Annotated in this window: 20 protein-coding genes; 5 read left to right on the plus strand and 15 right to left on the minus strand. The window is 68.2% G+C overall.

What is annotated here, in order from left to right:
- From ACT6S0_RS01620 to ACT6S0_RS01630, 3 genes are all read right to left on the minus strand, one after another.
- A partial coding sequence (locus tag ACT6S0_RS01620) for a transglutaminase family protein (protein ID WP_444762170.1) occupies nucleotides 1–1,844 on the minus strand: 1,844 nt, incomplete at its 3' end.
- The gene (locus tag ACT6S0_RS01625) at nucleotides 1,841–2,827 is read right to left on the minus strand and encodes a DUF58 domain-containing protein (protein WP_444692185.1); all 987 of its coding nucleotides are present in this window, start codon (nucleotides 2,825–2,827) and stop codon (nucleotides 1,841–1,843) included. The genes ACT6S0_RS01625 and ACT6S0_RS01620, both read right to left, overlap by 4 nt.
- Before the next feature lie 139 nt (nucleotides 2,828–2,966).
- Nucleotides 2,967–3,914: an AAA family ATPase gene (locus tag ACT6S0_RS01630; protein ID WP_444762261.1), complete on the minus strand. Its 948-nt coding sequence runs from the start codon at nucleotides 3,912–3,914 to the stop codon at nucleotides 2,967–2,969.
- Between the two features lie 10 nt (nucleotides 3,915–3,924).
- Here ACT6S0_RS01630 and ACT6S0_RS01635 point away from each other — a divergent pair, with 10 nt between their 5' ends.
- Together ACT6S0_RS01635 and ACT6S0_RS01640 are read left to right on the plus strand one after the other, a co-directional pair.
- Complete coding sequence (locus tag ACT6S0_RS01635; protein WP_444762171.1) at nucleotides 3,925–4,860, plus strand: histone deacetylase family protein; 936 nt, start codon at nucleotides 3,925–3,927, stop codon at nucleotides 4,858–4,860.
- A 77-nt stretch (nucleotides 4,861–4,937) separates the two neighbouring features.
- Nucleotides 4,938–6,248, plus strand: a complete 1,311-nt coding sequence (locus tag ACT6S0_RS01640; protein ID WP_444762172.1) for a mechanosensitive ion channel family protein — start codon at nucleotides 4,938–4,940, stop codon at nucleotides 6,246–6,248.
- On the opposite strand, the gene ahr is transcribed toward ACT6S0_RS01640, so the two are convergent.
- The 7 genes from ahr to ACT6S0_RS01675 all read right to left on the minus strand — a co-directional run bounded on the left by ahr (nucleotide 6,218) and on the right by ACT6S0_RS01675 (nucleotide 15,459).
- The gene (gene ahr, locus ACT6S0_RS01645; RefSeq protein ID WP_444762173.1) at nucleotides 6,218–7,231 is read right to left on the minus strand and encodes an NADPH-dependent aldehyde reductase Ahr; all 1,014 of its coding nucleotides are present in this window, start codon (nucleotides 7,229–7,231) and stop codon (nucleotides 6,218–6,220) included. The two genes, ACT6S0_RS01640 and ahr, sit on opposite strands and share 31 nt — an antisense overlap.
- A gap of 22 nt (nucleotides 7,232–7,253) precedes the next feature.
- Complete coding sequence (locus ACT6S0_RS01650; RefSeq protein WP_444762174.1) at nucleotides 7,254–8,123, minus strand: alpha/beta hydrolase family esterase; 870 nt, start codon at nucleotides 8,121–8,123, stop codon at nucleotides 7,254–7,256.
- A gap of 79 nt (nucleotides 8,124–8,202) precedes the next feature.
- Nucleotides 8,203–9,876 (minus strand): asparagine synthetase B family protein, encoded by a 1,674-nt coding sequence (locus ACT6S0_RS01655; RefSeq protein ID WP_444762175.1) that lies wholly within the window; start codon nucleotides 9,874–9,876, stop codon nucleotides 8,203–8,205.
- Nucleotides 9,877–9,897: 21 nt separating this feature from the next.
- Nucleotides 9,898–12,081 carry a GNAT family N-acetyltransferase gene (locus ACT6S0_RS01660; RefSeq protein ID WP_444762176.1) on the minus strand — a complete coding sequence of 728 codons (2,184 nt, stop codon included), beginning with the start codon at nucleotides 12,079–12,081 and terminating at the stop codon, nucleotides 9,898–9,900.
- Nucleotides 12,078–13,025: a glycosyltransferase family 2 protein gene (locus tag ACT6S0_RS01665; RefSeq protein WP_444762177.1), complete on the minus strand. Its 948-nt coding sequence runs from the start codon at nucleotides 13,023–13,025 to the stop codon at nucleotides 12,078–12,080. The genes ACT6S0_RS01660 and ACT6S0_RS01665 overlap by 4 nt, the downstream gene beginning before the upstream one ends.
- Complete coding sequence (locus ACT6S0_RS01670) at nucleotides 13,022–14,482, minus strand: lipopolysaccharide biosynthesis protein (RefSeq protein WP_444762178.1); 1,461 nt, start codon at nucleotides 14,480–14,482, stop codon at nucleotides 13,022–13,024. Before ACT6S0_RS01670 ends, ACT6S0_RS01665 begins: the two co-directional genes overlap by 4 nt.
- Nucleotides 14,482–15,459: a glycosyltransferase gene (locus tag ACT6S0_RS01675; RefSeq protein ID WP_444762179.1), complete on the minus strand. Its 978-nt coding sequence runs from the start codon at nucleotides 15,457–15,459 to the stop codon at nucleotides 14,482–14,484. The genes ACT6S0_RS01670 and ACT6S0_RS01675 overlap by 1 nt, the downstream gene beginning before the upstream one ends.
- Before the next feature lie 276 nt (nucleotides 15,460–15,735).
- On the opposite strand from ACT6S0_RS01675, the gene ACT6S0_RS01680 reads away from it, so the two are divergent.
- From ACT6S0_RS01680 to ACT6S0_RS01690, 3 genes are read left to right on the plus strand one after another with little or no spacing between them, the layout of a single operon-like run.
- Nucleotides 15,736–16,770: an NAD-dependent epimerase/dehydratase family protein gene (locus ACT6S0_RS01680; protein ID WP_444762180.1), complete on the plus strand. Its 1,035-nt coding sequence runs from the start codon at nucleotides 15,736–15,738 to the stop codon at nucleotides 16,768–16,770.
- Nucleotides 16,771–16,811: 41 nt separating this feature from the next.
- Complete coding sequence (locus ACT6S0_RS01685) at nucleotides 16,812–18,203, plus strand: GMC oxidoreductase (RefSeq protein ID WP_444762181.1); 1,392 nt, start codon at nucleotides 16,812–16,814, stop codon at nucleotides 18,201–18,203.
- Nucleotides 18,200–19,327, plus strand: coding sequence for a glycosyltransferase family 4 protein (locus tag ACT6S0_RS01690; protein WP_444762182.1), 1,128 nt, complete (start codon nucleotides 18,200–18,202; stop codon nucleotides 19,325–19,327). The genes ACT6S0_RS01685 and ACT6S0_RS01690 overlap by 4 nt, the downstream gene beginning before the upstream one ends.
- Here ACT6S0_RS01690 and ACT6S0_RS01695 read toward each other — a convergent pair whose 3' ends face one another.
- From ACT6S0_RS01695 to ACT6S0_RS01715, 5 genes are read right to left on the minus strand one after another with little or no spacing between them, the layout of a single operon-like run.
- Nucleotides 19,328–20,254, minus strand: coding sequence for a glycosyltransferase family 2 protein (locus ACT6S0_RS01695; RefSeq protein WP_444762183.1), 927 nt, complete (start codon nucleotides 20,252–20,254; stop codon nucleotides 19,328–19,330).
- 12 nt (nucleotides 20,255–20,266) lie between these two features.
- Nucleotides 20,267–21,016 (minus strand): tetratricopeptide repeat protein, encoded by a 750-nt coding sequence (locus ACT6S0_RS01700; RefSeq protein WP_444762264.1) that lies wholly within the window; start codon nucleotides 21,014–21,016, stop codon nucleotides 20,267–20,269.
- Entirely contained in the window at nucleotides 20,962–21,819 is an 858-nt protein-coding gene (locus ACT6S0_RS01705; RefSeq protein ID WP_444762184.1) for a hydrolase 1, exosortase A system-associated, read from the minus strand. Before ACT6S0_RS01705 ends, ACT6S0_RS01700 begins: the two co-directional genes overlap by 55 nt.
- On the minus strand, nucleotides 21,816–22,631 hold the full coding sequence (locus tag ACT6S0_RS01710) for a hydrolase 2, exosortase A system-associated (RefSeq protein ID WP_444762185.1): 816 nt from the start codon (nucleotides 22,629–22,631) through the stop codon (nucleotides 21,816–21,818). Before ACT6S0_RS01710 ends, ACT6S0_RS01705 begins: the two co-directional genes overlap by 4 nt.
- A complete protein-coding gene (locus tag ACT6S0_RS01715) occupies nucleotides 22,628–22,885 on the minus strand; it encodes an acyl carrier protein (RefSeq protein ID WP_444762186.1) in 258 nt (85 codons plus the stop codon). The genes ACT6S0_RS01710 and ACT6S0_RS01715 overlap by 4 nt, the downstream gene beginning before the upstream one ends.
- Nucleotides 22,886–22,925 lie beyond the last annotated feature (40 nt).

Genomic DNA, 22,925 nt, shown 5'->3' on the forward strand with positions numbered 1-22,925 from the left:
GCCACGCCGGCGCGCGCCAGCAGGGCCGTGATGCGCGCGCGCTGGCGGCTCCAGGCGTCGTGCGGGCGGCTGCTCCAGCGTATCCAGGCGGCGCCGGCCAGTGCGAACGCCAGGATGACGCCCGCCAGCGCCTGGCCCAGGCTCGTCCAGTCGGGCCGGGCGAAGCCGAGGCGCTTGAGCAGGTCGAACTGGTTCTGGCGCGAATAGTTCAGCACCAGCTGCTGCCAGCGGTTGTTGATGGTCTCCCAGCCGCTGCGCATGGCGCGCCACAGCGTCGGGTTGAACTGGCCCAGCACGCCGGGCTGCGGGCGCAAGGCCTGACCCTGGATGACACGGTCAGGGGCGACGGCGGCGGTCGGGTCGCTGCGCACCCAGCCACGGCCCTCGACCCAGAACTCGGCCCAGGCGTGGGCATTGGCGTTGCGCACGATGTAGTAGCCGTCCTGCGGCTCGGTGTCCCAGCCCTGGAAGCCGGTGACGATGCGCGCCGGAACGTCCATGGCACGCATCAGCACGACGAAGGCGGAGGCGAAGTGCTCGCAGAAGCCCAGGCGCCGGTCCAGCCAGAACTCGTCGATGACATGCGGCGAAGTCTCGCCATAGCGGCCGGGTGTCAGCGTGTAGGTGAAGTCCTCGGTGCGCACATGCGCCAGCAGGGCCGTGGCCAGGGCCTCGGCGCGCGGCCCCGGCGCGAGATCGGCGAAGCGCGGCTGGCTGGCCAGCTCTGCGGCCCAGGCCAGGCTGCGCGGGTTGAGGCTGGCGGGGAGCTCGCTGTCGGCCGCGCGCGCGATGCGGTCGCGGCGCACGCCGGCGGCCCAGGCAGGCTGGGCGCTGGCGTTGATCCTCAGCCGCTCGGTGATGGGGCGGGGGGAGATCCATTGCAGCTCCGGTCCGCGCACGATGTTCAGGTCGGGCAGGGCCATCTCGTCGCCGGCCGCAGGCGGGCTCATCTCCAGCAGCGGCAGTACCGACAGGCGCAGCGGCTCCAGCGTCATCTCATAGCGCAGCACCGGGCCGCTGGTGGTCACTTCGTCGCGGCTGCGCAGCCAGGTGCGGCTGGGCCGCGGGTCGGGCGTGCGCCAGGTCTTGCCGTCGAAGCGGGTCAGCACCGGGCCGCGGAAATAGCGCTGGTCCGGCGGCGGCAGGGCGCCGTCGAACTTTAGCCGCATCGCGATGCTCTCGTCGTTGGCGATCTCGTTCATCGCGCCGAACTCGAGCTGGTTGGACAGGCCGGTCTTGCCGATGGCCTCCGTCGGCACGCCCCACAGCGGCGCCACGCGCGGGAACAGCACGAACAGCAGCACCATGACCGGCAGGCCCAGCGCCGTCGTGCCGGCCGCGCGGCGGGCGGCGATGGCGATGCTGGGCACGCCCGAGGGCATCTGCGCCAGCACGACGGCCGCCAGCAGCCCCCACAGCGCGAACAGCGACCACAGGGCCGTCAGCAGCGACTGCGAGAACAGGAACTGCGTCAGCACGAGGAAGAAGCCGAGGAAGAAGACGACGAACGCGTCGCGACGCGCGCGCAGCTCCAGCGTCTTCAGCGCCATCAGCATGACCAGCAGCGTGATGCCGGCATCGCGCCCGATGACGGTGCGGTAGGTCAGCCAGGTCAGGCCGGTGTAGAGCACGATGACGGCCAGCAGCCACCAGCGGCCCGGCAGCAGGCGCTGCCGCCAGGCGAGCAGGCCGCGCCAGGCCAGCACGACGGTCGTCAGCGCCGTGCTCCACCAGGGCAGGTGGCCGGCATGCGGCGCGATGACGGCCGTGATGACGCCGAGCAGGAAGAAGCTGTCGCGCGTGTCGCGCGGCAGGCGGCCCCACCAAGTGGAGAAGGCCTTCATGCGTCGAACTCCGCCAGCAACTCCAGGCAGGCCAGCCGGTGCACCGCGCCGAGCGAAGGCGCGATCTCCCGCCCGGCCAGGCGCAGACCATAGGGCTGGCTCAGGCGCTCTGCCGCCAGCACCCAGGCGGCCAGGCGCGACAGCCGTGCCTCGACGTCGGGCCCCAAGGTGTCGCGCCAGTCCAGCCACAGGTCCTGGGCCAGCGGCGCCTCGGTCTCGCGCACCCACAGCGGCAGGCCCTGGTCCAGGGCCAGCGCCGACTTGCGCCACAGGATCTGCTTCATCGAGTCGCCACGGCGGTAGCTGCGCACGCCGGAGAAGTCGCTGCCGGTCTGCGCCAGCCGCATCGATGCGGCCTCGCCGGTGCCGGCCTCGGCCTGGGCGGGGAAGGGCGCCAGCACGTCCTCGGGTCGGGGGTAGACCCAGACCCTGGCGGCCGGCCGCCAGTAGCTCCAGGCACGGAAGAAGCCGAGCGGGAAACGCGTGGTGACGCTCAGGCGCGGCAACTCGCGCAGGCCACGCTTTTCGGCCGGCAGCCGCAGCTTGAGCACAGCATGGCCCAGCGCCGGCACATCGACCCAGGCCGGCTCGGTCGGGCCGCTGTCAAACTGGGCGCTGACGGCGATGCCGAAGCGCGCGTCGCCGCTGTTGTGCAGGCGCAGTTCCAGCACGTATTCATCACCGGCATGCACGCCATCGGGGGCGCGCAGGTCCATCTGCAGGCCGCGCAAGTTGGCGTGCGTCGTGTGCATGGAGGCCAGGCCCGCCCCCGTCAGGGCAAAGGTCAGCGCATAGCCCAGGCTGAGCTGCTCGTTGATGCTGGCCAGCAGCAGCACGGCCAGCGTGCCGCAGAAGGCCAGGCCGGCCAGCGTGGGCACGATGTAGACGTTGCGCTGCGTCGTCTGGTGGGTGTCGGCCAGGGGATGCCTGGCCTGCCACCAGGCCTGCCATCGACGAAACAATGCCGTGGTCGCAAGGCTCATCGCGGGCACCTGCCGGAGCGTGCCCATTTTCGCGATGGCGCCAGAGTGCCTTCCCAAGCGACTGCCGTGGAACCGGCTTTGCCGGGCCACTGGCGGTGCCCCCTCGAGGGGGCGGCCGCAGGCCGTAGGGGGTGGGCCATCACGGCAGGGGAATCGCCTCGATCATGGCCCGCACCTGTTCGCGCGCGCCGCGACCGGCGCCGGCCCGCGGCAGCAGGCGGTGGGCGATGGTCTGGGGCAGGATGGCCTGGATGTCGTCGGGCGACACGTAGTCGCGCCCCTGCAGCAGCGCCCGAGCCCGCGAGGCGCGCAGCACGGCCAGACCCGCGCGCGGTGACAGCCCTTCGACGAACCACTGGCCCGAACGGGTGGCGGCGATCAGGGCCTGCAGATAGTCCAGCAGCGGCGGCGCGGCGTGGATCTGGCGCACGGCCGCCTGCGCCTGGACCAGCTCAGGCGGCGTCATGACGGGCTTCAAGGCACGCAGCAGCTCGCGGCTGTCCTGGCCGGTCAGCAGCTCGCGTTCGGCGGCGGCGTCGGGGTAGCCGAGGGAAATGCACATCAGGAAACGGTCCAGCTGCGATTCCGGCAGCGGAAAGGTGCCGAGCTGCTCGCTGGGGTTCTGTGTGGCGATGACGAAGAAGGGCGCGGGCAGCGGATGGCTGACGCCCTCGATGCTGACCTGGTGCTCTTCCATGGCCTCCAGCAGCGCGCTCTGCGTCTTGGGGCCGGCGCGGTTGATCTCGTCGGCCAGCAGCACCTGGGCGAACACCGGGCCGGGGTGGAAGGCAAAGCCGTTCTTCTCGCGCTCGTAGACGGACACGCCGAGCAGGTCGCTGGGCAGCAGGTCGGCCGTGAACTGCAGGCGCGAGAACTTCAGGCCCAGCGAGATGGCCAGCGCATGGGCCAGCGTGGTCTTGCCAACGCCGGGCAGGTCTTCGATCAGCAGATGGCCGCCGGCAATCAGGCAGGCCAGGGAATCGGCGATCTGGGCGGGTTTGCCCTTGATGACCGTGCTAATCTGGTTTTGCAAGGCCTGCAGTTGCCCTGCCAGTGTTCGTGATGGCGTCGTCATGGACCTGACCATATCAAGAGACATGCCCACCGCCTACTTCAATCCCCCCGAGTGCCGCCGCCACGACATGGGCGAAGGCCACCCCGAATGCCCCGAACGCTTGGCCGCCATCGACGACTGGTTGATCGCCTCTGGCCTGAGCCAGGCGCTGGAACATTTTGACGCCCGGCCGGTGGACCTCAAGGACGTGGAGCTGGCGCACACGCATGGCTACGTCAGCGAGATCGGCACCATGCTGCGCGACTGTGCCGAGAAGGGCGAGCGCTGCGCGGTCGACCCCGACACCTCGGCCAATGCCCACACCTGGTCGGCGGCGCTGCACGCGGCGGGCGCGGCGGTGCAGGCGACCGACCTCGTCATCGACGGCCGCGCCGACAACGCCTTCTGCTCGGTGCGCCCGCCCGGCCATCACGCCACGCGTGACCAGAGCATGGGCTTTTGCTTCTTCAACAATGTGGCCATCGCGGCGCGGCATGCGCTGGATGTGCGTGGCTTGAAGCGCGTGGCCATCGTCGACTTCGACGTCCACCACGGCAACGGCACGGAAGACATCATTGCCGGCGACGACCGCGTGCTGATGGTCAGCATGTTCCAGCACCCGCTCTACCCCTACAGCGGCGCCGTTCCCAAGGGCACCAACATGGTCAACGTGCCGCTGCCCGCCTATACGCGCGGCGGCGAGGTGCGCGAGATCATCGAGGCGATGTGGCTGCCGGCGCTGGAGCGCTTCAAGCCGCAGATGATCTTCATCTCGGCCGGGTTCGACGCCCACCGCGACGACGAGCTCGGCCAGCTCGGCCTGGTCGAGGCCGACTACGAGTGGATCACCCTCAAGCTCAAGGCCATCGCCGAGCGCCATGCCCAAGGCCGCATCGTGTCGGTGCTGGAAGGCGGCTATAACCTGCATGCGTTGTCACGCAGTGTGGGCGTGCATCTGCGCGTGCTGGCGGACCTTTGAGTGCCCTTTCCTGAACCGCGGCCGCGTGCCGGCTGGCGCGTGCCTTTCCCATGAACCCGATGCGCCAACCCTTGAACATGAATGAACTGCAAGCCTTGCTGGGCCGTGCCTTCAGCGCCGATGCGCTGGCCGAATGGGCCGTGCTGCTGGGTTGCCTGCTACTGGCGGGACTGCTGAGCTGGGTGCTGTCGCGTGCGGTCAACAAGCGCGAGAGCAGCGTGCTGTTCGGCGAGCGTGTCATCGACGGCGCGCTCTTCCCGCTGCTGGCGCTGGCGCTGACCTTCGGCGCGGGCCGCCTGCTGCCGCTTTGGGGCCTGGCGCCAGCGCTGTTCAAGCTGGCTCTGCCGCTGCTGGTGTCGCTGGCGATCATCCGGGTCACCGCCCGCGTGCTGACGGCGGCCTGGCCCGATTCGGCACCGATCCGGCTCGTTGAGCGCATCGGCTCTTGGGTGGTATGGCTGGGCGCCGTGCTGTGGGTGACGGGCCTGCTGCCCATCATCCTCGACGAGCTGGACAACATCGGCTGGAAGTTCGGTGCCGTCAAGCTGACGCTGCGCAACGTCATCGAGGGCGGCCTGACGGCGGCCCTCGTGCTGGTGCTGGCCCTGTGGGTGTCGGCGGCCATCGAGGCCAGGCTGTTGCAGCGCGAGTCCATGCACCTGTCCATGCGCAAGATCGCGGCCAGCGCCATCCGCGCGCTGCTGCTTTTCGTCGGCCTGCTGTTTGCGCTGTCCGCCGCCGGCATCGACCTCACGGCGCTCGGCGTGCTGGGCGGCGCGCTTGGCGTGGGCATCGGTTTCGGCCTGCAGAAGCTGGCGGCCAACTATGTGAGCGGCTTCGTCATCCTGGCGGAGCGGTCATTGCGCATCGGCGACATGGTCAAGGTCGACGGCTTCGAGGGCCGCGTGACGGACATCAAGACGCGCTACACGGTGATTCGCTCGCTGGGCGGCCGCGAAGCCATCGTGCCCAACGAGATGCTGATCACGCAGCGGGTCGAGAACGCGTCGCTGGCGGATCCGCGCGTGCTGCTGTCCACGATCGTCCAGGTCAGCTATGGCTGCGACGTGGAACGCGTCATCGAGGCTTTGATCGCCGCCGTGACCGAGGTGCCGCGGGTGCTCAGCGACCCCGGCCCGGCAGTGCAACTGAGCAATTTCGCCAACGACGGCCTGGAGCTGACGGTGTTCTTCTGGATCATGGATCCGGAGAACGGCAGCGGCAACGTCCGCTCCATGGTCAACCTGGCGGTGCTGCGCACGCTCAATGGCCTGGGCGTGGAGATTCCATATCCGCAGCGGGTGTTGCACGGCCTCGGCCAGCCCACCGCGTCGCCAGTCGACGGCGCCGGCGATGCTCAGAAGTCCGCGTCCAGCACCACCCGGTAGCGCGCCTTGCCGCTGCGCAGGTGGTCCAGCGCCTCGTTCACGCGGCTCATGGGGAAGCGCTCCACCTGCGGCAGGATCTGGTGGCGGGCCGAGAACTCCAGCATCGTCGCCAGCACCGAGGGCGGCGGCGTGGGCGAGGCCGACAGGCCTTTCTGCCAGCTCAGCAGGCCGCCGCTCCTGACGCTCAGCGCGTCGGTCACCACGCCCACCAGGTGCATGCGGCCCTTGGGTGCCAGCGTGGCGACCAGCGCATCCCAGTTCAGCGCGGCGCCGACAGTGATGAGCAGGAAGTCCAGGCTGCCGGCGGCGGCCTTCAGTTCGGCCTTGTCGACGCTCGACAGGGTCTTGTGGGCGCCCAGCGCCAGCGCCTCGTCGCGCTTGGACGGCGACGATGTGAACGCCGTCACCTCGCAGCCCCAGGCGCGCGCGAACTTGACGGCCAGGTGGCCCAGCCCGCCGATGCCGACGACGCCCACGCGATCCGTCGGCTTCACGGCATGCAGCACGAAGGGCAGGAACACCGTGCCGCCGCCGCACATCAGTGGGCCGGCCGCGGCGGGGTCGAGCGCATCGGGCAGCGGGATGGCCCAGCTCCAGTGCGACCGCAGCCGGTCCGCAAAGCCGCCGTGGCGGCCGATCAGCGTCGGCTGGCGCTTGCCGCACAGGTGCTGCTCCCCGCCGATGCAGAAGTTGCAGTGCGTGCAGCTGCCGGTGTGCCAGCCCACGCCGACACGCTGGCCCAGCTGCCGCCCCTTGGCGCGCGGGCCCAGTGCGGTGATGCGACCGACAACCTCGTGGCCGGGCACGACCGGATAGCTGGCGGGAAACCACTCGCTGTCGATCATGGCCAGGTCGGAGTGGCAGACGCCGCAATGCTCGACGGTGATTTCCACATCCTCGTCGCCGAGCGGACCGGGGTCGAAGTCGAAGGGCTGCAAGGGGCCGCCCGCGGTATGGGCAGCGTAGGCGTGGATGTTTGACATGGGCGTGCCCTCTTGGGTGGACCTACTGCAGCGAGTGGTCCTTGAAGAACTGCCAGATTGTGTGGGTCGCGTCGATTTCTGTGCGGGGCCAGATGTGGCCCATGCCGTCGATGCGCAGCAGCCGCACTTCGGCGCCGCCCGCGCAGCCGGTGTAGCGCACGGTGTGCGAAGGTCCCGGCGGGTCTTCCTGCGCGAGCTTGGGCTGGCAGCGGTTGTGCGTGGCCCACCCGGCCAGGGCTTGCGGCACGCTGTCGACCCACTCGCCGCCGCGGTCGCCGCCGCCTTCGTAGGCGTTGGTCAGGTCGGCCAGGCCATGCACGCCGAGCACCGGCAGGGCACGCCCGGGGCAGGGACCGGTCCAGCGCAGCCCGCCGACCGGCGCAATCGCCGCGATGCGGTGGTTGAGCCGGCAGCCCAGCAGCGACGACATGCGCCCGCCGCCCGAGAAGCCGGTGGCATAGATGCGCGCGGAATCGATGCAACTGCGGCTGGCGATGTGGTCGAGGACGTCGGACACGTATTGCACGTCGTCGGCGCGCCCGGCCGTGACGGGTACGTTCCAGCGCGAGCCCTCGGCCTGCAGCGAGGCGACGGCAAAGCCTTCGCGGGCCGCCAGCGCCTCGAAGCCGCTGGTCCTGGCCTGACCGGCGGCGTCGCCGCCCGAGCCATGCAGGTCGAGGACCAAGGGCAGTGTGGCCCGGCGGCCGACGAGGGGCGGGACGAAGAGCCGATAGGTGCGCGTGCGGCCGCCCGAGGTCAGCTCACGCATCTCGCTGGCGACGGGCGACAGCGAACAGGCGCTTGCCGGTGCCTCGGTGTTGGCGTTGGCGTTGGCCAGTGGTGGCAGGGCGCACAGCGCCAGCAGGAGGGGCGTCAAGGAGGACAGGCGCATGGTCTTTTTGTTGGGGCGGGCGGCTTCTTGCGCAGCGACGATGTCGCCCAGGTGGTGATCGTGGCGAAAGCGCCGTGGTTCAGGCGAAGCGGTAGTCCGGCGCATGCCTGCGCAGCCACTGCTCCAGCATCATCAGGATCCAGACCATCTCGCCGTAGTAGCCGGCGTGCTCCTTGAGGCGCTGCGTCAGCAGGCGCTCGACGAAGTCGGCGCGCACGAGGCCGCGCGCTACCACGCCGCGCAAGGACTCCGCAGCCAGCGCGTTCAGCGCCGCATCCTTGACCGCCCAGGGACCGAAGGGCAGGCCGAAGCCGTGCTTCTTCTTCGTCAGGATTTCGTCCGGCAGGAAACCGCGCAGCGCCTCCTTGAAGAACCAGCGCAGCTTCAGGCCCTTGAGCTTGTAGCTGGTTGGCAGCTTGAGCGAGAAGTCCAGCAACCGCGTGTCCAGCAGCGGGAAGCCGACGTCGACGCCGGCCAGCGCCGTCGTGCCGACGACCTTGGGCAGGTCGTTCTCGGCCAGCGTGTAGCGCCAGTCGAAGGCCAGCATCTGGTTGACGAGGCTGGCCTCGTGCGGGCCAGCGGCCCAGGTGGCGCGCTGGTGCTCGCGCGGTACACCGGTGTCGACGGCGGCCAGGAAGGCAGGCGTCAGCACCTCGGCCATGCCGAGACGGTCCAGCAGGTTGTAGCTCTGCATGCGGTCGGGCATGGGCACCCGCGCCTGGCGGATGTAGCTGGTGCCCTTTTTCAGCAGCGGGATGTTGCCGGTGACCGGGTTCATGAACAGCGGGTTCAGCACGCCGCTGCGCAGCGGCGACGGGATCTGGCTGTAGACATGGAAGACGCGTTCCTTGGCGTAGCGCGTGTTGCCACCGAAGAGCTCGTCGCCGCCGTCGCCGGCCAGCATGCGGGTGTAGCCGTCGTCATGCGCCTTGCGGGCGCAATAGAAGGCCGGCACCGCCGAGGAGTTGCCGAAGGGCTGGTCGTAGTGCGCGGCGACGTCGGGGATGGCCTTGACGAGGTCGGCCGGCGTCACGTAGTACTCGTGATGGTCGGCGCCATAGGCCTTGGCGGCGATGCGCGCGTAGTCCATCTCGTCATAGCCCTCGGCCTCGAAGCCGATGGAATAACTCGCCGGCGCCTTGCCGGTGACCTCGCCGAGCAGGCCGGCCACGGTGGAGCTGTCGGTGCCACCGCTGAGGAAGCAGGCGGTGCGGCCGTCGGCATCCAGGCGGTCGCGCACGGCTGCGCGCAGGATGCCGCGAAACTCGTCGCGCAGCGCGTCGAAGCTGGGGCTGGCCTGCTCGTCGAAGCGCGCAACCCAGTAGGGCGCGACGGTCAGCTGGCCGTTCTCGAACAACGCATAGTGCGCCGGGGGCAGGCGGTGGATGCCGGCGTAGATGGTGCGCGGCGACGGGATGCAGTGATGGAACAGGTAGTTGAACAGCGCCTGCGGATCGAGCTCGCGAATGCCGAGCTGGCGGGCCAGCACGTCGGCGCGCGTCGCGAAGTGCAGGCGGCCGTCGCGCACGGCGTAGCACAGGCTGTGTATGGCAAAACGGTCGACGGCCAGGTAGGTCGCGCCGCTGGGCAGGTTCAGCGCGACGGCGAACTCGCCACCCACACCAGCGGCACAGGCGGCGCCGCGCGCGGCGTAGGCCTGCTGCCAGGCGGCGAGCGCATCGGTGGCCGGGGCGGCGAAACGGGGAGCGCCAGAGGCGAAGGGCGTGTCGGCAGGCAGGTCGTGGGCGTGCATCTCTTCTTGTCGCTCAGGGCTTCAGGCGGGCGGATTGTCGATGGGCGGCCCGGGATTGGGGCGCAGACGGCGCCACGCCGCGCCAATGGCTTGGCGCGCCAGGCCCAACAGGCCACGCAAGGTCAGCGGGTCGTAGGCCACGAGGCCGAAGCGCTCGCGGCGGTGGCTCATCCAGGTCTTCTTGTAGACGTCGTCGCCGATCAGGTAGTCCACTTCTGCGACCTTGTCGCGCTCGATGGCCTCCTCGAGCAGCAAGGCCGTGACCAGCGTGCCCGGTGCAATCGCCTTGAAGGCCTCGTCGTAGGCGACCTTGTAGATATGGGCGCGCCCGGCGTTGACGATCCACAACTGGGCGGCAATCGGCTTGTCGCCGATCCACGCCAGGCCCAGCCGCAGCCAGCCGCGCCGCGCGCACAGCCGGATCAGGCCTGGAATGAAATCGACATACGGCTCGGGCACCTTCCAGCTGGCGCCGTACACCGCCTCGTAGGCCGCGATGCCGCGCTCCGCGTCGGCTTCGTCGCGGATGATTTCCAGGCGGCCGCCGTCCTCGGCCGCCAGGCGCTTGGTCATGCGCTTGATGGTGCTGCGCAGCTGGCCGCTGCGGTTCTTGAGATAGCTCGCCCAGTCGCTGTCGACCTGCAGATACCAGTTGCCGAAGGCGAAGTACTCATGCGGCCGCAGCCCGGCCAGGCGCAGTGCGTCGCGCAGCAGTGCGAACTCGCGCGCCTTCGGGTCCATCGGCCAGAAGCGATACGCAGGCGCGCCGCGCTGGCCTTGACGCAGCGCCAGCATCAGCGGCAACAGGTCCTCGGGCGCGAGGTCGTCCGCCAGCGCCGGGGCGTAGAGCGTGGTGTAGTAGTTGGCCAGCGCGCCGACCTCCACGCCGGTGTCACCGGGCTGGATGCCGATGGGCAGCACCGCCAGCACGCGGCCTTGGCGGCGCAAGACGTAGAAGGCCGCCTGCGCCGCGTCGCGGAACACCGTGTCGGCCAGCAGCCCGAACCAGTCGGCGCCGAACTCCACATAGGCCTGCTCGCGCTGGCCCAGCAGGGCGAGCGCGTCATTGGGCATCTCGCGCGGGTGACTGAAGCGCTCCACCACCGCACCGCTGCGCTGCGCCATGACGCTGGCGTCGACCCGCGGGCGCTGCTGCGCACGTGCGCGCCACCCACGGCCGCGCCTGAGCAGGCCATAGACGGCGGCCACGCCCGGATGGCGGTAGACGCTGACATGGTTGATCCAGCGCTGGGAGGTCGACCAGGCCAGCAGGTCGGCGTCGGCGTTGGTGTAGAACTCGACGACGCCGCCTGGCAGACGCTTGAACAGGTCCTCAAGCGTGAGCTGCAGCAGAATCCGCCCGGGCGCGAGACGCTCGAACTGCTCGTCGAAGGCCGTCTTGAGCATCACGACCATGCCTCCTCGGGCCAGCAGCATGCGTGACGCAACCAACTGCTCGCCTAACCACAGCTCGTAGACGAGGGCTTCGCCGCGCGCGGCGAACGCACGCATGACCTCAGCGTAAAAACGTCCCTGTGGATTGCCGTTGCCCACAGCGGTGCCCTCGCGGCCCTTCCAGCCGCTACTTTCCAGCACCGCATATCGGTCCACGGCAGCCGCAATAGCGGCCGAATCACTGACCACATCCAAACGGGCGGCGCCAGCCTCCGACTGCAGGCGGCGCAGATAGCGGCGCATGTTCTGAATCAGCTTGCGCGGGCGTTGGGCCCAGTAGTCGTCGAAGCTTCCCTTGAGGCTGACGTTCATCGTCAACGCATGGGGCAAGGATTGCAGCGGCACGCGGGGCAGTTCGCGCAAGTCTCCGAAGCGCGGGTCATTGCACAGTAGGTCCAACTCGCTGGCGTAGCCTGGCAGCGCCGCCAGCAGGCCACCGACGTCCAGCTCTGTCGGTAGCAGGGATGGGCCGATCTGGCTCTGCGAGGGCAGGTAACTGGACCAAACGCCCAGGCCGCGCGGCTGTGCGGTGAGCAGTAGCATGGCCATGGGCGCGTCGCCTTGCCGCGCAAATGCGAGCCGCGCGCCGCCCGCGTCGAAATGACGCAGCAGCGCATCAACGAATATGCCGTCCAGCATCGGGTGCCTGCCCATCAACCGGTGGTTGAGCCGATCCCAAGATTGGCGATGCACGCCGAGACCTTGCTGTGCGTCGAGGAGGTCGACCTGCCAGTGCAGGTTGGATCTCATGGCGCGTCGAGATTCAGGAAATGCGCGCCGGGGCGAGCGCAGAGGCGGGTGTGCTGCCTGATGACGCCGAACTCGCCCAGGACGCGCAGGCTGGCCAGTAAGTGCGCCATGAACAGCTGGAGATCGTGGTTGGCGAGCAGGTCGGCCAGGGGATGCAGGATGCCGGTTGACAACAGCCGCAGCACCTGGCCCGACAAGCTGCCCCCGGGACGCTTCAGTTCTAGCAGCAGCGCCGAACGCAGCCGCTCGCTGCGGGCGTGGAGCTGCTGGCGCCAGGTTTGCTGTGGTCTCGGTGGTTTCGCGCGCAGGTGCACGATGCGCGCCGCCGGCAGCAGTGCTGTGCGTAGGCCGTGGTGCGCAAAGCGTTCGATCAGGTCGTCGTCTTCGCCGTACATGAAGAACAGCGGGTCGAAGCCGCCTACCCGGCGGAACACGTCGGCACGCAACAGCCAGGCGGCCGCGTTGATGCCGCGGATGGGGTAGTAGGACTGCACACGGCCCAGGCAGGCATCCGACAGATAGCTGGGCGCATGGCGTTGCAGGTAGGCGCTTTGCGTATTGGGATCGACGCGGCTCAGGTCGGGGCTGCAGTGCAGCGGACTGACAACGTCGAAATCTGGCTGCGCCTGCAGAAACGTGGCCAATTGGCCGACGGCCTCAGGAGTGACGTAGGCGTCCTGGTTCAGCAGCAGCACGGCGTCGGCGCCGGCTCGCAGTGCATGCGCAATTCCAAGGTTGTTGCCACGTCCGAAGCCGAAATTGGCGCCAGCCTCGATGAGCACGGCGTCAGGGAAGTCGCGGCGGACGATCGCACAGGTGTCGTCGCTGGACGCGTTGTCGACCACGATGGCTGTGCAGGCGTGGTTGCTGTCACGCAGCGACTGCAACGCACGGGCAATCCAGGTGGCACCGTTGTACGTGACGATGATGGAGAAGACGCTCATGAGCTCACCGCTGCGGCGCGACGCCGCCGAATGAAGCCGAGGATCTCGGCGTAAAGCGGATGGCCGAGCAGTCTCAGGCCGGCCAGCCAGAACAGCACCGTCAGGCCCGCGCAGGTCAGCCAGATGGGCAGGGCGAGTGCCCCGCCGGCCGGGCGCAGCCAGGCTGCGATGAGGGCGCTGGGCAGCAGGCAGACCAGCGCCAGCAGTGTGTTGCGCACCAGCTCGCGGGCAATGCCGCGGAAATCGCTTGGCAAGCAGCGCTGCTTGAAGGCGTAGAAGTAGGGCACGGCAACGATTGCCATCGCCAGCACGCCGAGGGCCAGCGGCTCCAGCGCACGCCAATGCCAGATGACGGCGACGAGCAACAGCGCCTTTACCGGCTGGATGATGAGATCAGCCAGCGCGACGAGCTGCGCGTGGCCAGCTGCAAGCATCAGCGTCGGGATGAGACTGTTCAGCACACTGACTGCACCGGCAGCGCAGAAGATGGGCACCAGTGGCGCCGAGGCGTCCCACTGGGGGCCGAACATCAGCCGCAATACCTCAAGAGCGAACAGACTGACGAAGCCGTAAAACGGCCATGCCACGGCGCTGGCGGCGGCCAGGCTTTGCACATAGCGCTGTTCAAGCTGGCTGCCCTCGCGGTGTGCCTGCGCAAAGGCCGGGTAGGCGACCGAGCGCACGGTGCCCATGATGTCGCGATGGAAGAGGTTCATCAGCCCCTGGGCGCGGCTGGCGATGGCGACCTGGCTGAAGTCCAGCAACTTGCCGACAGCGAGGTCGTTGATGTCCATGGACACAGACGTGACGACATTCGCCGCCGTGACCGGGCCGCCGAAATGCAGAATCTCACGCCAGCGCTTCAGCTGCGGGCGCGTCAAGCGGCCCCAAGCGCCTGCCAGGCTGACGCTCAGCGCGGTCGCCAGGCTGCCGGCGAGATCACCCCAGGCCAGGCTTGCCGCTCCGACGCCGGCCCAGGCCAAGGCCAGCGACGTAAAAGTGCCGACGACGGCGGCCGCCACGTTGACGCGCATCAGCACGTCGAAACGCATGTCACGGCGCAGCAGCGCGATGGAGATCGAGTTGAAGGGCAAGATCAGGAAGTTGAACGAGATGACGCGCACGATTTGGACGAGGCTGGCATCGCCGTAGAAATCGCCGATCCAGGGCGCCGCAGCTTGAGCGAGCACGAACAGGCCGCCGCCCAGCAGCAGCGAGGTGCCCAGCGCGCTGCCGATGTCGTCTGGACCGAGGTCCTTTCGCTGGATCAAATAGTTCGCAAGTCCGAAGTCCCGCACGACCTGAGCGATGCTGATCAGAGCCATCGACACCGAGTAAAGGCCGATCTGCGCCGGTGTCAACAAGCGCGCGAGCAGCGTGAACGACAGCAACTGCAACGCGATCAACAGATAGCGCTCCAGGAATGCGAAACCAAGCGAGCGGCGGACGGTGGCCATCAGTAGATGTTTTGCCTCTTCTGCGACCGCCGTTTCACCCAGGCGGGATACGCGGCAGGCCGCAGCTTCGACATCCAGCGGCTAGCGACGGTTCCCCAGGCGCGCCAGATTCGAAGTTCTCGGAGGAAGCGGGCCGCCGAATTTTCGCCACGGGCCGGCGCCACCAGCCAGGCAAGCATGTCCTGCAAAAGCTGTCGATACAGCCATGCCGGCACGCACGCGATGTGCCGGACGCCTGGCTGCATGTCCTGCCATGGCGAGATGCCGGCCTTCAAGGACCAGCGCCTGAAATAGCGCTTAGTCAACAGGTGCGGATCGACAGGCGCCCTGACGACCCAGTCGGCTTCGTAGACGACGTGCACGCCACGGCGCATGCAACGCTGGCCGAACTCGTAGTCCATGTGGCGAAAGTGAGTCTCGGAGAAGCCGCCCACTAGATCGAAAAGCTCAGCGCGTGCGGCCATGTTGGAGCCCGCCGGCGCGTAGGTTGGGTCCGGGCGGTCCAGCCGCGCGTCGCCCAGGTCTACGCCTGCCAGGATGGCGCTCATGTTGCGATGGAACCAGACAGGCGGACCAGCCGGGGACCAGTCGAGCAGGGTCTTCCCACCGACGAGCATGACAGTAGGGTCGGCAAAGAACCGCGCCGACTGCTGGCACCAGTGCGCCGGGAACAGAATGTCATCGTCCGAGAACAGCAGCAGGCTGCAGCCCAGTGATCGTGCAAATGAGATGCCGCTGTTCAGCGCGAACTGCTTGCCTTGGCGGTCTTCGAACCTGTAGTGAAGACGGCCGACAGGCCACGTTGCTTGGGCTGCTTCGACGGTCTGCCTTGTTGAGTCCGCCGAGTTGTTGTCCATGACGATGAACTCGACATCCGTGCCGGCGGCGAGTTCCTGACCGCGCAATGACTGCAATGTCACACCGAGACTTTCGGCGCGGTTCCAGGTACAGATGATGACGGCGATGTGAACAGGCATGGCGAATGGTTCGATAGGCCCCGGAATGCCGCGCTGCAGGAGAAGCGCCGTTGGCGGCACCGCCGACCGGCGGGCCCGGCAGTGTAGTGCGCGTGTTGTCGCGTAGCAGGGACTGGACAACCCCGCGATTGAGCAGCCCGTCACGCTGGATTGCCCCTGGACCGCCGATATGATCGCGCCCGACCCGACGGTCAGCGGTGGAGCGGAAGATCCTCGACGCTTGTGAGCACAATGCATCAGACCGCCTACTCTTCCCCCATTCCTCGAGTCAACAAGATGCCTACGCTCGTTTCGCGTCCGTCGCGCTGCCTGATCACTGGTGCTGCCGGCTTCATCGGTTCTCGGCTGCGCCAGCACTTCGACCAGGCCGAGCATTCCTATGTAGCCATGCTCAGAAGTGCTGCGGCTGCAGCTAGGCTGCAGGCACAAGGCAGTCAGACGGTCGTCGCCGACCTGCTCCAGGCAGCCGCCGTGACAGAGGCGCTCCAAGGTTGCGACGCCGTCGTCCACCTCGCCCACGGTGACCGCGGGCCCGAGGCGACACGGCGCCTCGTCGACGCGGCCGTGGCGCAGAAGGTGCGCCGTTTCGTGCATATCAGCACGATGTCGGTCCATGGGCCTCGACCCGGCGCCGAGGCGGCGCGCGAAGACACCGCGCGCATTGGGCGGTACGGTGAGGGCTACTCTGACTCCAAGGCCGAGCAGGAGGAGATCGTCCAGGCGGCCATCAACCGTGGCGACCTGCATGCGGTCATCCTGCGCCCCACCGTCGTCTATGGCTTGGGCGGTCATTTCGAACGCCAGGTCATCCGCCAGGCCCAGGCCGGCGAAGTGACGCTGTTTGACGAGGGTCGCGGGGTCTGCAACGTCGTGTTCGTCGACGATGTCTGCGACGCCATCGAAGCCGCCCTGGTGAGCGACGCGGCTCTGGGGCAGGCGATGTTCATCAATGCGGATCGACCGGTGAGCTGGGGCGAGTTCATCCGTGGATTTGCCTCAATGGTGGAGCCGGCGCCCCGGTTTGTCAGCCTGTCGTCTGCAGATGCCGAGGCTTACTGGGCCGCGCATCCCCCCGAGCCGGTCGGCGGGTTGCCGACGCGCCTGTTCCGCAAGCTGCGGCGCTTGGCCGGCTGGCGGTCGCCGGTAGCGCCTTGGCCGCCGCTGGGTCGTGTGCAGCGCGAAACCTTCCCGATCACTTTTGCCAATGAAAAGGCCAAGCGCCTGCTGGACTGGTCGCCACGCGTCGATTTCGCCCAGGGCTTGCGCCTGAGCCGGGACTGGCTGTGCGCCGAGGGTGTCCTGCCGCGATGAGGCCCAGGGCGGTCATCGTCGGCGCCGGCCTAGGCGGGTGCGTGCTGGCACATGCATTGTTGGATTCGCATGAGGTCGTGCTGGTGGAGCGTGGCCGGGAGGCGGATGACCGCCGCTATCCCGTCGTCGACGCGGGCCTGCCGGCCGGCACCGATCCCCATGTCGGCGCCGGCCTCGGCGGCACGACGCAGCTCTGGCACAACGGCCTGATCGAGATCGACGAAGAGATCTTCGCCGCGCACTGGCCGTTCCCAAAGGCGACGCTGGACGCTTACTACGAGCAGGCGTTCTTGCTGCTGGCCGGCGTCGGCCTGGCGCCGGTCCAGGCGGCCATTGAAGAACTGCGCCGCAAGTATCGCCAGCTTGGCCTTCCGGAGGGCTTGCTCCAGGGCCTTTACTACCCACGCTGGCCGCGCAATGTCTGGGACAGTCTCGGGCTGCAGGGGCGGGTGCAACTGGTTTCGGGCGATGTCGTCGACTTCGCATTGAACGATTCGACGTCGCGCATCGCCAGCATCACCGTGGCGGACGGCACCCAGCGCAGCCAGATCGAGGGCGACGTCTTTGTGCTGTGTGCTGGCGGGCTTGGTTCTCCCGTGCTGCTGCAGAAGTTGCGTCACCGCGTACCGCTTCCGGCGCTGCGCCATGCCGGCGCTCATTACGAGGACCATCCGATGGGCTTCGTCGGCGAGGTCGAGGTGACCGTGCCGCTGTATCGGCTGTGGAACTACCGTGTGCCGGGGACGGATGGCAATCTGCGCCTGCCCATGGTGGTGAAGCGGGCCGGGCTGCACATGTCGTTTCAGTTGCGGCCGGCGGCCAACTACTACCGCAACAGCCGCCGCGAGCGTGTCGGCAGCGTGCTCAACGAGCTGCGCCGCAACCTCTGGAACCCGCTTCACTACCTCAGGCTGCTCAGGCACTGGGACGACATCCTGGACATCCTGTCGTTCAAGTTCGGCATTCACCTGCCGACCAAGCACTACACGCTGTTGATGTGTGCCCAGATGCCGACGGCAGCCGACCTGTCGATCTGGAATGAGCTGGATGCACAAACCGGCGCCGACGTCCGGGTGCGCCGCTGGCAACTGTCCGAGGCGTTCTTGAAGGAGCTCGATGCATCCGTGGAGGACGTGCTGGCCTGGCTTGCGCCGGTGACCAAGCGGGCCCGCGTGTTCAGTGGCTGGCAGAGCGACCTGCGCTCCGCGGCCCACCATTCAGGTACCGCCCGCCTGTCGGTCGATGCGCATAGCGGGGTCTGCGACATCAATGCACGCGTTCACGGCCTGTCCAACCTGCATGTCTGCGACGGGTCCTTGATCCCGGCCAGCGGCATCGCCAATACCGGCCTGACGATCGCGGCCCTGGCCTTGCGCTTGGCCGCTCATCTTCGGCAGCCCCTCACTTCAGACCCTCGACCGACGATCTCATGAACCTGCATGTCGCCATGGCCGCCCGCACCTTGAACGTACCGCACCTGCGCGGTACCGGGCGCTATGTGCAGGAGTTGCTGCGCAATACCCGCACCAGCGACGACCTGAGCTGGACCGCTTACGGGCACAACCCGGCACTGCCCTTCCGTGTGCCTGAGAAGTTGTTGGGGCGCACCGACGTTTTCGAGTTCCGCGGTGACCGCTTCCACCTGTGGGAGCAGTTGGGGCTGCCGATGAAGCTGCGGCAGCAGGGCGGGCCGCAGTTGCTGCATTGCGCCGAGAACACCGCCCCCATCTGGCAGCCGGTACCCACCATCGTGACCATCCATGACACGGTGCCGTGGGATGAGCCCACCCAGGGGCTGGAGCGCTTCCATCTTCATGACGTGCAGCGGGTGGCGCTGCGGCGTTGTGCGGCCGTCATCACAATCAGCGAGTCATCACGGCGAGACATCGTCAAGCGTTGGCCGTTCTTGGCCGACCGGCTGACGATCATCCCGCACGGGATCGCGGATGAATTCTTCAGCGCGGCGCGCGCGCCGCTGCCGCCAGCCTTGGAGCAGGCGCTGGCCGGCTCGCCCTATCTGCTGTACCTGGGAGGTGCGCAGGCGCGCAAGCGTTTCGACTGGGCGCTGGAATTGCTGGCTCGCTGCGGGCGCGACGATCTGCACCTCGTGGGTTGCGGCTTTGGCGCGGGGACGGCGCCGTTGGAGCGCATTCCCGAAAGCCTGCGTGGCCGCGTGCATTTCGCGCCCTTCCTGGAAGACAGCGAACTGGTCACGCTGTACCGTGGGGCCGAAGCAGCGATCTATCCGACGCTCTACGAGGGCTTCGGCTTTCCGGCCGTTGAGGCACAGGCGGCCGGCACGCCGGTGCTTTTCAGCCCCGTGAGCAGCTTGGTCGACCTTGTCGGCCCGCTAACCTGGACCAATGAACCGCAGGACTTTGATGCCTGGCTGGGCGCCTTGCGGGAGGTGCTGATGCTGCCGGCCGAGGCGCGCGCGCAGCGCGCGGCAGAAGCTGCAGCCTGGGCGCGGCAGTTTTCCTGGCGGCGCAGCGTGGAGCGGCACTTCGAGGTCTACCGCGATGTGGTCGAACGCAGCCGGCATCGCTTGCCGGCCTGACTAGCGTGGGCTGTCGGCCTTCGGAATCCAGCGGCGCACCAGGGACTTGCCCATCTTGGCGAGCGTGCGCCCGCGGTAGGGGCCACGGGCGAGCAGGCCGGCGAATGTCTTGAGCCCCAATCCGAGGTCGCCCTTGGCGCAATGCGTATCGGCGAAGTTGCACCAGCCGCGGTGCTGGAAGCCTTCCAGCGCCTTGAGGTCGATCGCGTGACCTGCCGGTGAGCTTAGGCCGAAGCGCCGGATCAGGTCGGCCCGCATCAGCTCGGTCGTATTGGTGGCCGGAATGCGCCGCGACAGCGAGACCGGATGCTGCCGGTAGAGCACGAAGGGCTCGGCCAGGCGCACGAAGCGGTGCTGCGTGCTTGCGCGCACCAGATATTCCCAGTCATCCGTCTGCTGGTTGTCCGTCACGAAACCACCCATGCTGTCCCAGGCGCTGCGTCGCCACAGCACCGAGGAGGGCAGCGCATGGTTGTCCAGGATGAGGCGGGGGTAGATCCAGCCGGACAGCGTCTCGTCGATCCGCCCGCTGCGCGGCTCGTCGAAAAACCCCGGGCGGGGCTCGCCGTGCCAGACCTGGAAGCCCGTGTAGCAAAAGTCGTGGTCGGGGCGGCTCTGCAGCGCTTCGAGTTGGAGGCGCAGCTTCTCGGGGTGCCACAAATCGTCCGCATCGAGCAGAGCGACGAACTCCGAATCTACCTCCGCCATGCCGCGATTGCGCGAGCGCGACATGCCACGGTTCTCCTGCGAGATGACGCGCACGCGGGCGTCATCCAACGCGGCGTTTGCCGCGGTGGCGTCCTTGGAGCCGTCGTCGATGACGGTGAGTTGCAGATCGGGGAAGGACTGGTTCAGCGCCGAGCGGAGCGTGTCGGCAATGAAGGCTTCGGCGTTGTAGGCAGGGATGACGATGTTGACGCGCGGCATGGGGCGTCAAAGTCAGCGCGGGGTCGACGAGGCCGTGTCCGAAGCTGCAGCCGCGGCTGCTTCGATCTCGGGCTCAGTCCACCGACCGGCGGACTCAAGGCGCTTTCGCAGCTCCGTTCGCGTCATGCCCATGGCCATCACGCGGTGTGCCTGGGCAAGGGCCTTGGCGTAATCCTTCATGTCGGCGTACAGCATGCCCGCATTGAAATGCGTCAACGGGTTGTCGCCAGCTTGCGTAACCACATAGTCCAGAAAGCGCTGCGCGTCGCTGAGCCGGTTGCGGCGGATCAGGGAGTCGACGTACAGCATCCGGAACACCAGGTCGTCCGGTGCGAACGCCATGCCTCGGGCGAAATAGCATTCGATGGTCATGTCGGCCCCCTTCGGAGGGTCGGATTTTTCTTTCTGTGTGAGGCGGTCCATCGAAATGATGGCGCGTGCATGGTTGGGAAACACGGCCAGCGTGTAGCCGATGTCGCCGCCGAACGGCCCGGTCTCGCCCTTGGTCAGCGTTTCCACGCCGCGCGTGAAGTGGGCGTTCTCGACGATGGAGCGCTGCTGGGCGTTGGCGGTCCGGTAGTCAAACGGGCCGTAGACGTTGCGTGTTTCACCGCAGCCCTCCGGCGAAGGCGCCCGCCGCCCCTGCGCGTCGGCAGGCATGGCCACGAGCGCCATGCTGAAAGCCAGTGCCAAGGTGGCTCGTTTCATCAGGTGTACTTCGCTAGGCATCGTGTCCTCAACCAATCCAAACAGATGCGGCATTGGGCGTCATGGTCCGGCAGGGCCGAAAACGTGTGATCGGCTGTCGGGATCTCGTGCAGGTCCAGCGCGGGCCGCTTCAGCAGCCCTGCCCAGGCGGGCGAGGCTGCGGCGCAACTTGCGAACTCGCTGGCAGTGTAGTCATCGCCACTCAGCACCAGCAGCGTCGGCCCGCCGAAGCCGCGCAGCCCCGCCGCCATGCGGTCCTGGAAGCTGCGGGAGTCGGTCTTATGGCCAGCGCCGCGCGCCAGCCGCAGATTGCTCGCCAGCCCGCGCAAGGCCGCGCCGCCCACGCCGCCCTTCAGCAACTTCAGCCAGAACCCACGCTCCCGCAGGCGGCGCCAGTAGTAGTGCTTGACGTGGGTCTGCGCCAGCGTAGCGGCGGACCGAACCCAGGGGTTGAGAAGTGCGACCCCGGCCACGCGGTCGTCACGGGTCGATTCAAGGTAGAGCAGGGCGGCCGAGGCGGCGTCGCACAGACCCCAGAGCGCGACGCGTTTGAGCGTGGGGCGGGCCGCCAGCAGCGCGCTGATGGCGGCGGCGATGTCGGCCTCGACACCGAGGAAGTCACGCGCTTCGCCCGGGCTGTCGCCCATGCCCCGGTAGTCGAAGCGCAATGCGGCGAAGCCGTTGGCCGCGAGGTGGCGGGCCAGCAGCGTGAACTGGCGGTGGCTGCCGGCGCGGTATTGGGGGCCGCCGACGATGATGAGCAGGCCCACTTCGGCAGCCGCACCGTCGGACGGCTCGGCCAGGATGCCCACCAGCGGTGTGCCCTCGCAAGCCAAGCGCAGTACCGACTCTTTCACGACAGTGCCTCCAACGTGCGGGCAATCAGCGCTGGCGCCAGTTCGATCTCGCTGGTCGACCAGAAGCCCGGCCCTGAAACGATCTGCGGCCGCACCGCCCAGCCGGCCTCCTGCCAGCCCTTGATGGCCTGCGCGCTGACGGGCGTCAGCGCGGCGTCGTCGCGCGTGCTGACCTCCAGCCATTCGACGCGGCCCGCCGCGCCCGTGGGCGCAAGCTTCGCTGCCTCCAGGCCCGACGCCAGCCCGGCACCCAGGCGGTAGCCGGCGATCTCGACCGGCCGGCCGGCCGCCAGTTCGGCCTTCATTTGCTCCATCAGCCCCTTGCTGGCACCGCTGACCATCTCGGCGGCCAGCTTCAGGCGCAGGAACTGCTGCAGCGCGACCTTGCCGCTCGTCATCGGCTGCCAGAACAGGTGGTTGACCGGCCGGCCCCAGTCCGCCGGCGCCAGCAGGCAGCCAGCGCGCAGGCCCCAGAGCCACAGCGGCGCATCGGGTACATGGGCGTCCAGCCATTCAAGGCCCAGGCGCACATCGGCCCGCCAGTCGGCCCAGCTCGCGTCGCCGAAGTCGGCCGACGAATCGCCGCAACCGCGCAGGTCGATCTGCAACACCGCATGCCCGGCCTCGGCCAGCGCGCGGCAGGCCAGCGCCGCCATGCGGCGCGACTTGTTCATTTCCTCTGCAAACGGGTGCAGGTAGAGGACTTTGCTGCGCGCCGCGCCCCGAGACGCTGACGACGGGGCGTGGAACAGGCAGAGCCGCTGCTCGCCGCCAGCGGCGGGCAGGAAGAAGACGTCGGCGTGAGGGATCAATCCAGACGGGCGGCGACAAAGTCCGCCAGCGAGCCCACGGTGGCGAACGTGTCGCCGTCGATGTCGTCGTCATCGACGACAAGGCCGAGTTGCTCTTCCATTGCGGTGATCAGGCTGACCACGGCCATCGAGTCCAGCTCCGGCAATGCGCCGAGCAGGGCGGTGTCGCGGTTGAAGGTTTGGGCGCGGCCGTTGAGGCTCAGCACGTCGTCGAGAAGCCTCAGCACATGGCCGAGGACCTGATCTTTTTCCATTCGCGGGCGTCCAAAAATGCAGCCGCGCAGTTTAGCGGGC

Source organism: Roseateles sp. (assembly GCF_052436255.1).
Taxonomy (GTDB): Bacteria; Pseudomonadota; Gammaproteobacteria; order Burkholderiales; family Burkholderiaceae_C; genus Pelomonas.

Bases quoted from the DNA above. Each gene is read 5' to 3' on its own strand.
- ACT6S0_RS01625 (WP_444692185.1), bottom strand. From the start codon at position 2,827: ATGAGCCTTGCGACCACGGCATTGTTTCGTCGATGGCAGGCCTGGTGG.
- ACT6S0_RS01630 (WP_444762261.1), bottom strand. From the start codon at position 3,914: ATGGTCAGGTCCATGACGACGCCATCACGAACACTGGCAGGGCAACTG.
- ACT6S0_RS01635 (WP_444762171.1), top strand. From the start codon at position 3,925: ATGCCCACCGCCTACTTCAATCCCCCCGAGTGCCGCCGCCACGACATG.
- ACT6S0_RS01640 (WP_444762172.1), top strand. From the start codon at position 4,938: ATGAATGAACTGCAAGCCTTGCTGGGCCGTGCCTTCAGCGCCGATGCG.
- ahr (WP_444762173.1), bottom strand. From the start codon at position 7,231: ATGTCAAACATCCACGCCTACGCTGCCCATACCGCGGGCGGCCCCTTG.
- ACT6S0_RS01650 (WP_444762174.1), bottom strand. From the start codon at position 8,123: ATGCGCCTGTCCTCCTTGACGCCCCTCCTGCTGGCGCTGTGCGCCCTG.
- ACT6S0_RS01655 (WP_444762175.1), bottom strand. From the start codon at position 9,876: ATGCACGCCCACGACCTGCCTGCCGACACGCCCTTCGCCTCTGGCGCT.
- ACT6S0_RS01660 (WP_444762176.1), bottom strand. From the start codon at position 12,081: ATGAGATCCAACCTGCACTGGCAGGTCGACCTCCTCGACGCACAGCAA.
- ACT6S0_RS01665 (WP_444762177.1), bottom strand. From the start codon at position 13,025: ATGAGCGTCTTCTCCATCATCGTCACGTACAACGGTGCCACCTGGATT.
- ACT6S0_RS01670 (WP_444762178.1), bottom strand. From the start codon at position 14,482: ATGGCCACCGTCCGCCGCTCGCTTGGTTTCGCATTCCTGGAGCGCTAT.
- ACT6S0_RS01675 (WP_444762179.1), bottom strand. From the start codon at position 15,459: ATGCCTGTTCACATCGCCGTCATCATCTGTACCTGGAACCGCGCCGAA.
- ACT6S0_RS01680 (WP_444762180.1), top strand. From the start codon at position 15,736: ATGCCTACGCTCGTTTCGCGTCCGTCGCGCTGCCTGATCACTGGTGCT.
- ACT6S0_RS01690 (WP_444762182.1), top strand. From the start codon at position 18,200: ATGAACCTGCATGTCGCCATGGCCGCCCGCACCTTGAACGTACCGCAC.
- ACT6S0_RS01695 (WP_444762183.1), bottom strand. From the start codon at position 20,254: ATGCCGCGCGTCAACATCGTCATCCCTGCCTACAACGCCGAAGCCTTC.
- ACT6S0_RS01700 (WP_444762264.1), bottom strand. From the start codon at position 21,016: ATGCCGCATCTGTTTGGATTGGTTGAGGACACGATGCCTAGCGAAGTA.
- ACT6S0_RS01715 (WP_444762186.1), bottom strand. From the start codon at position 22,885: ATGGAAAAAGATCAGGTCCTCGGCCATGTGCTGAGGCTTCTCGACGAC.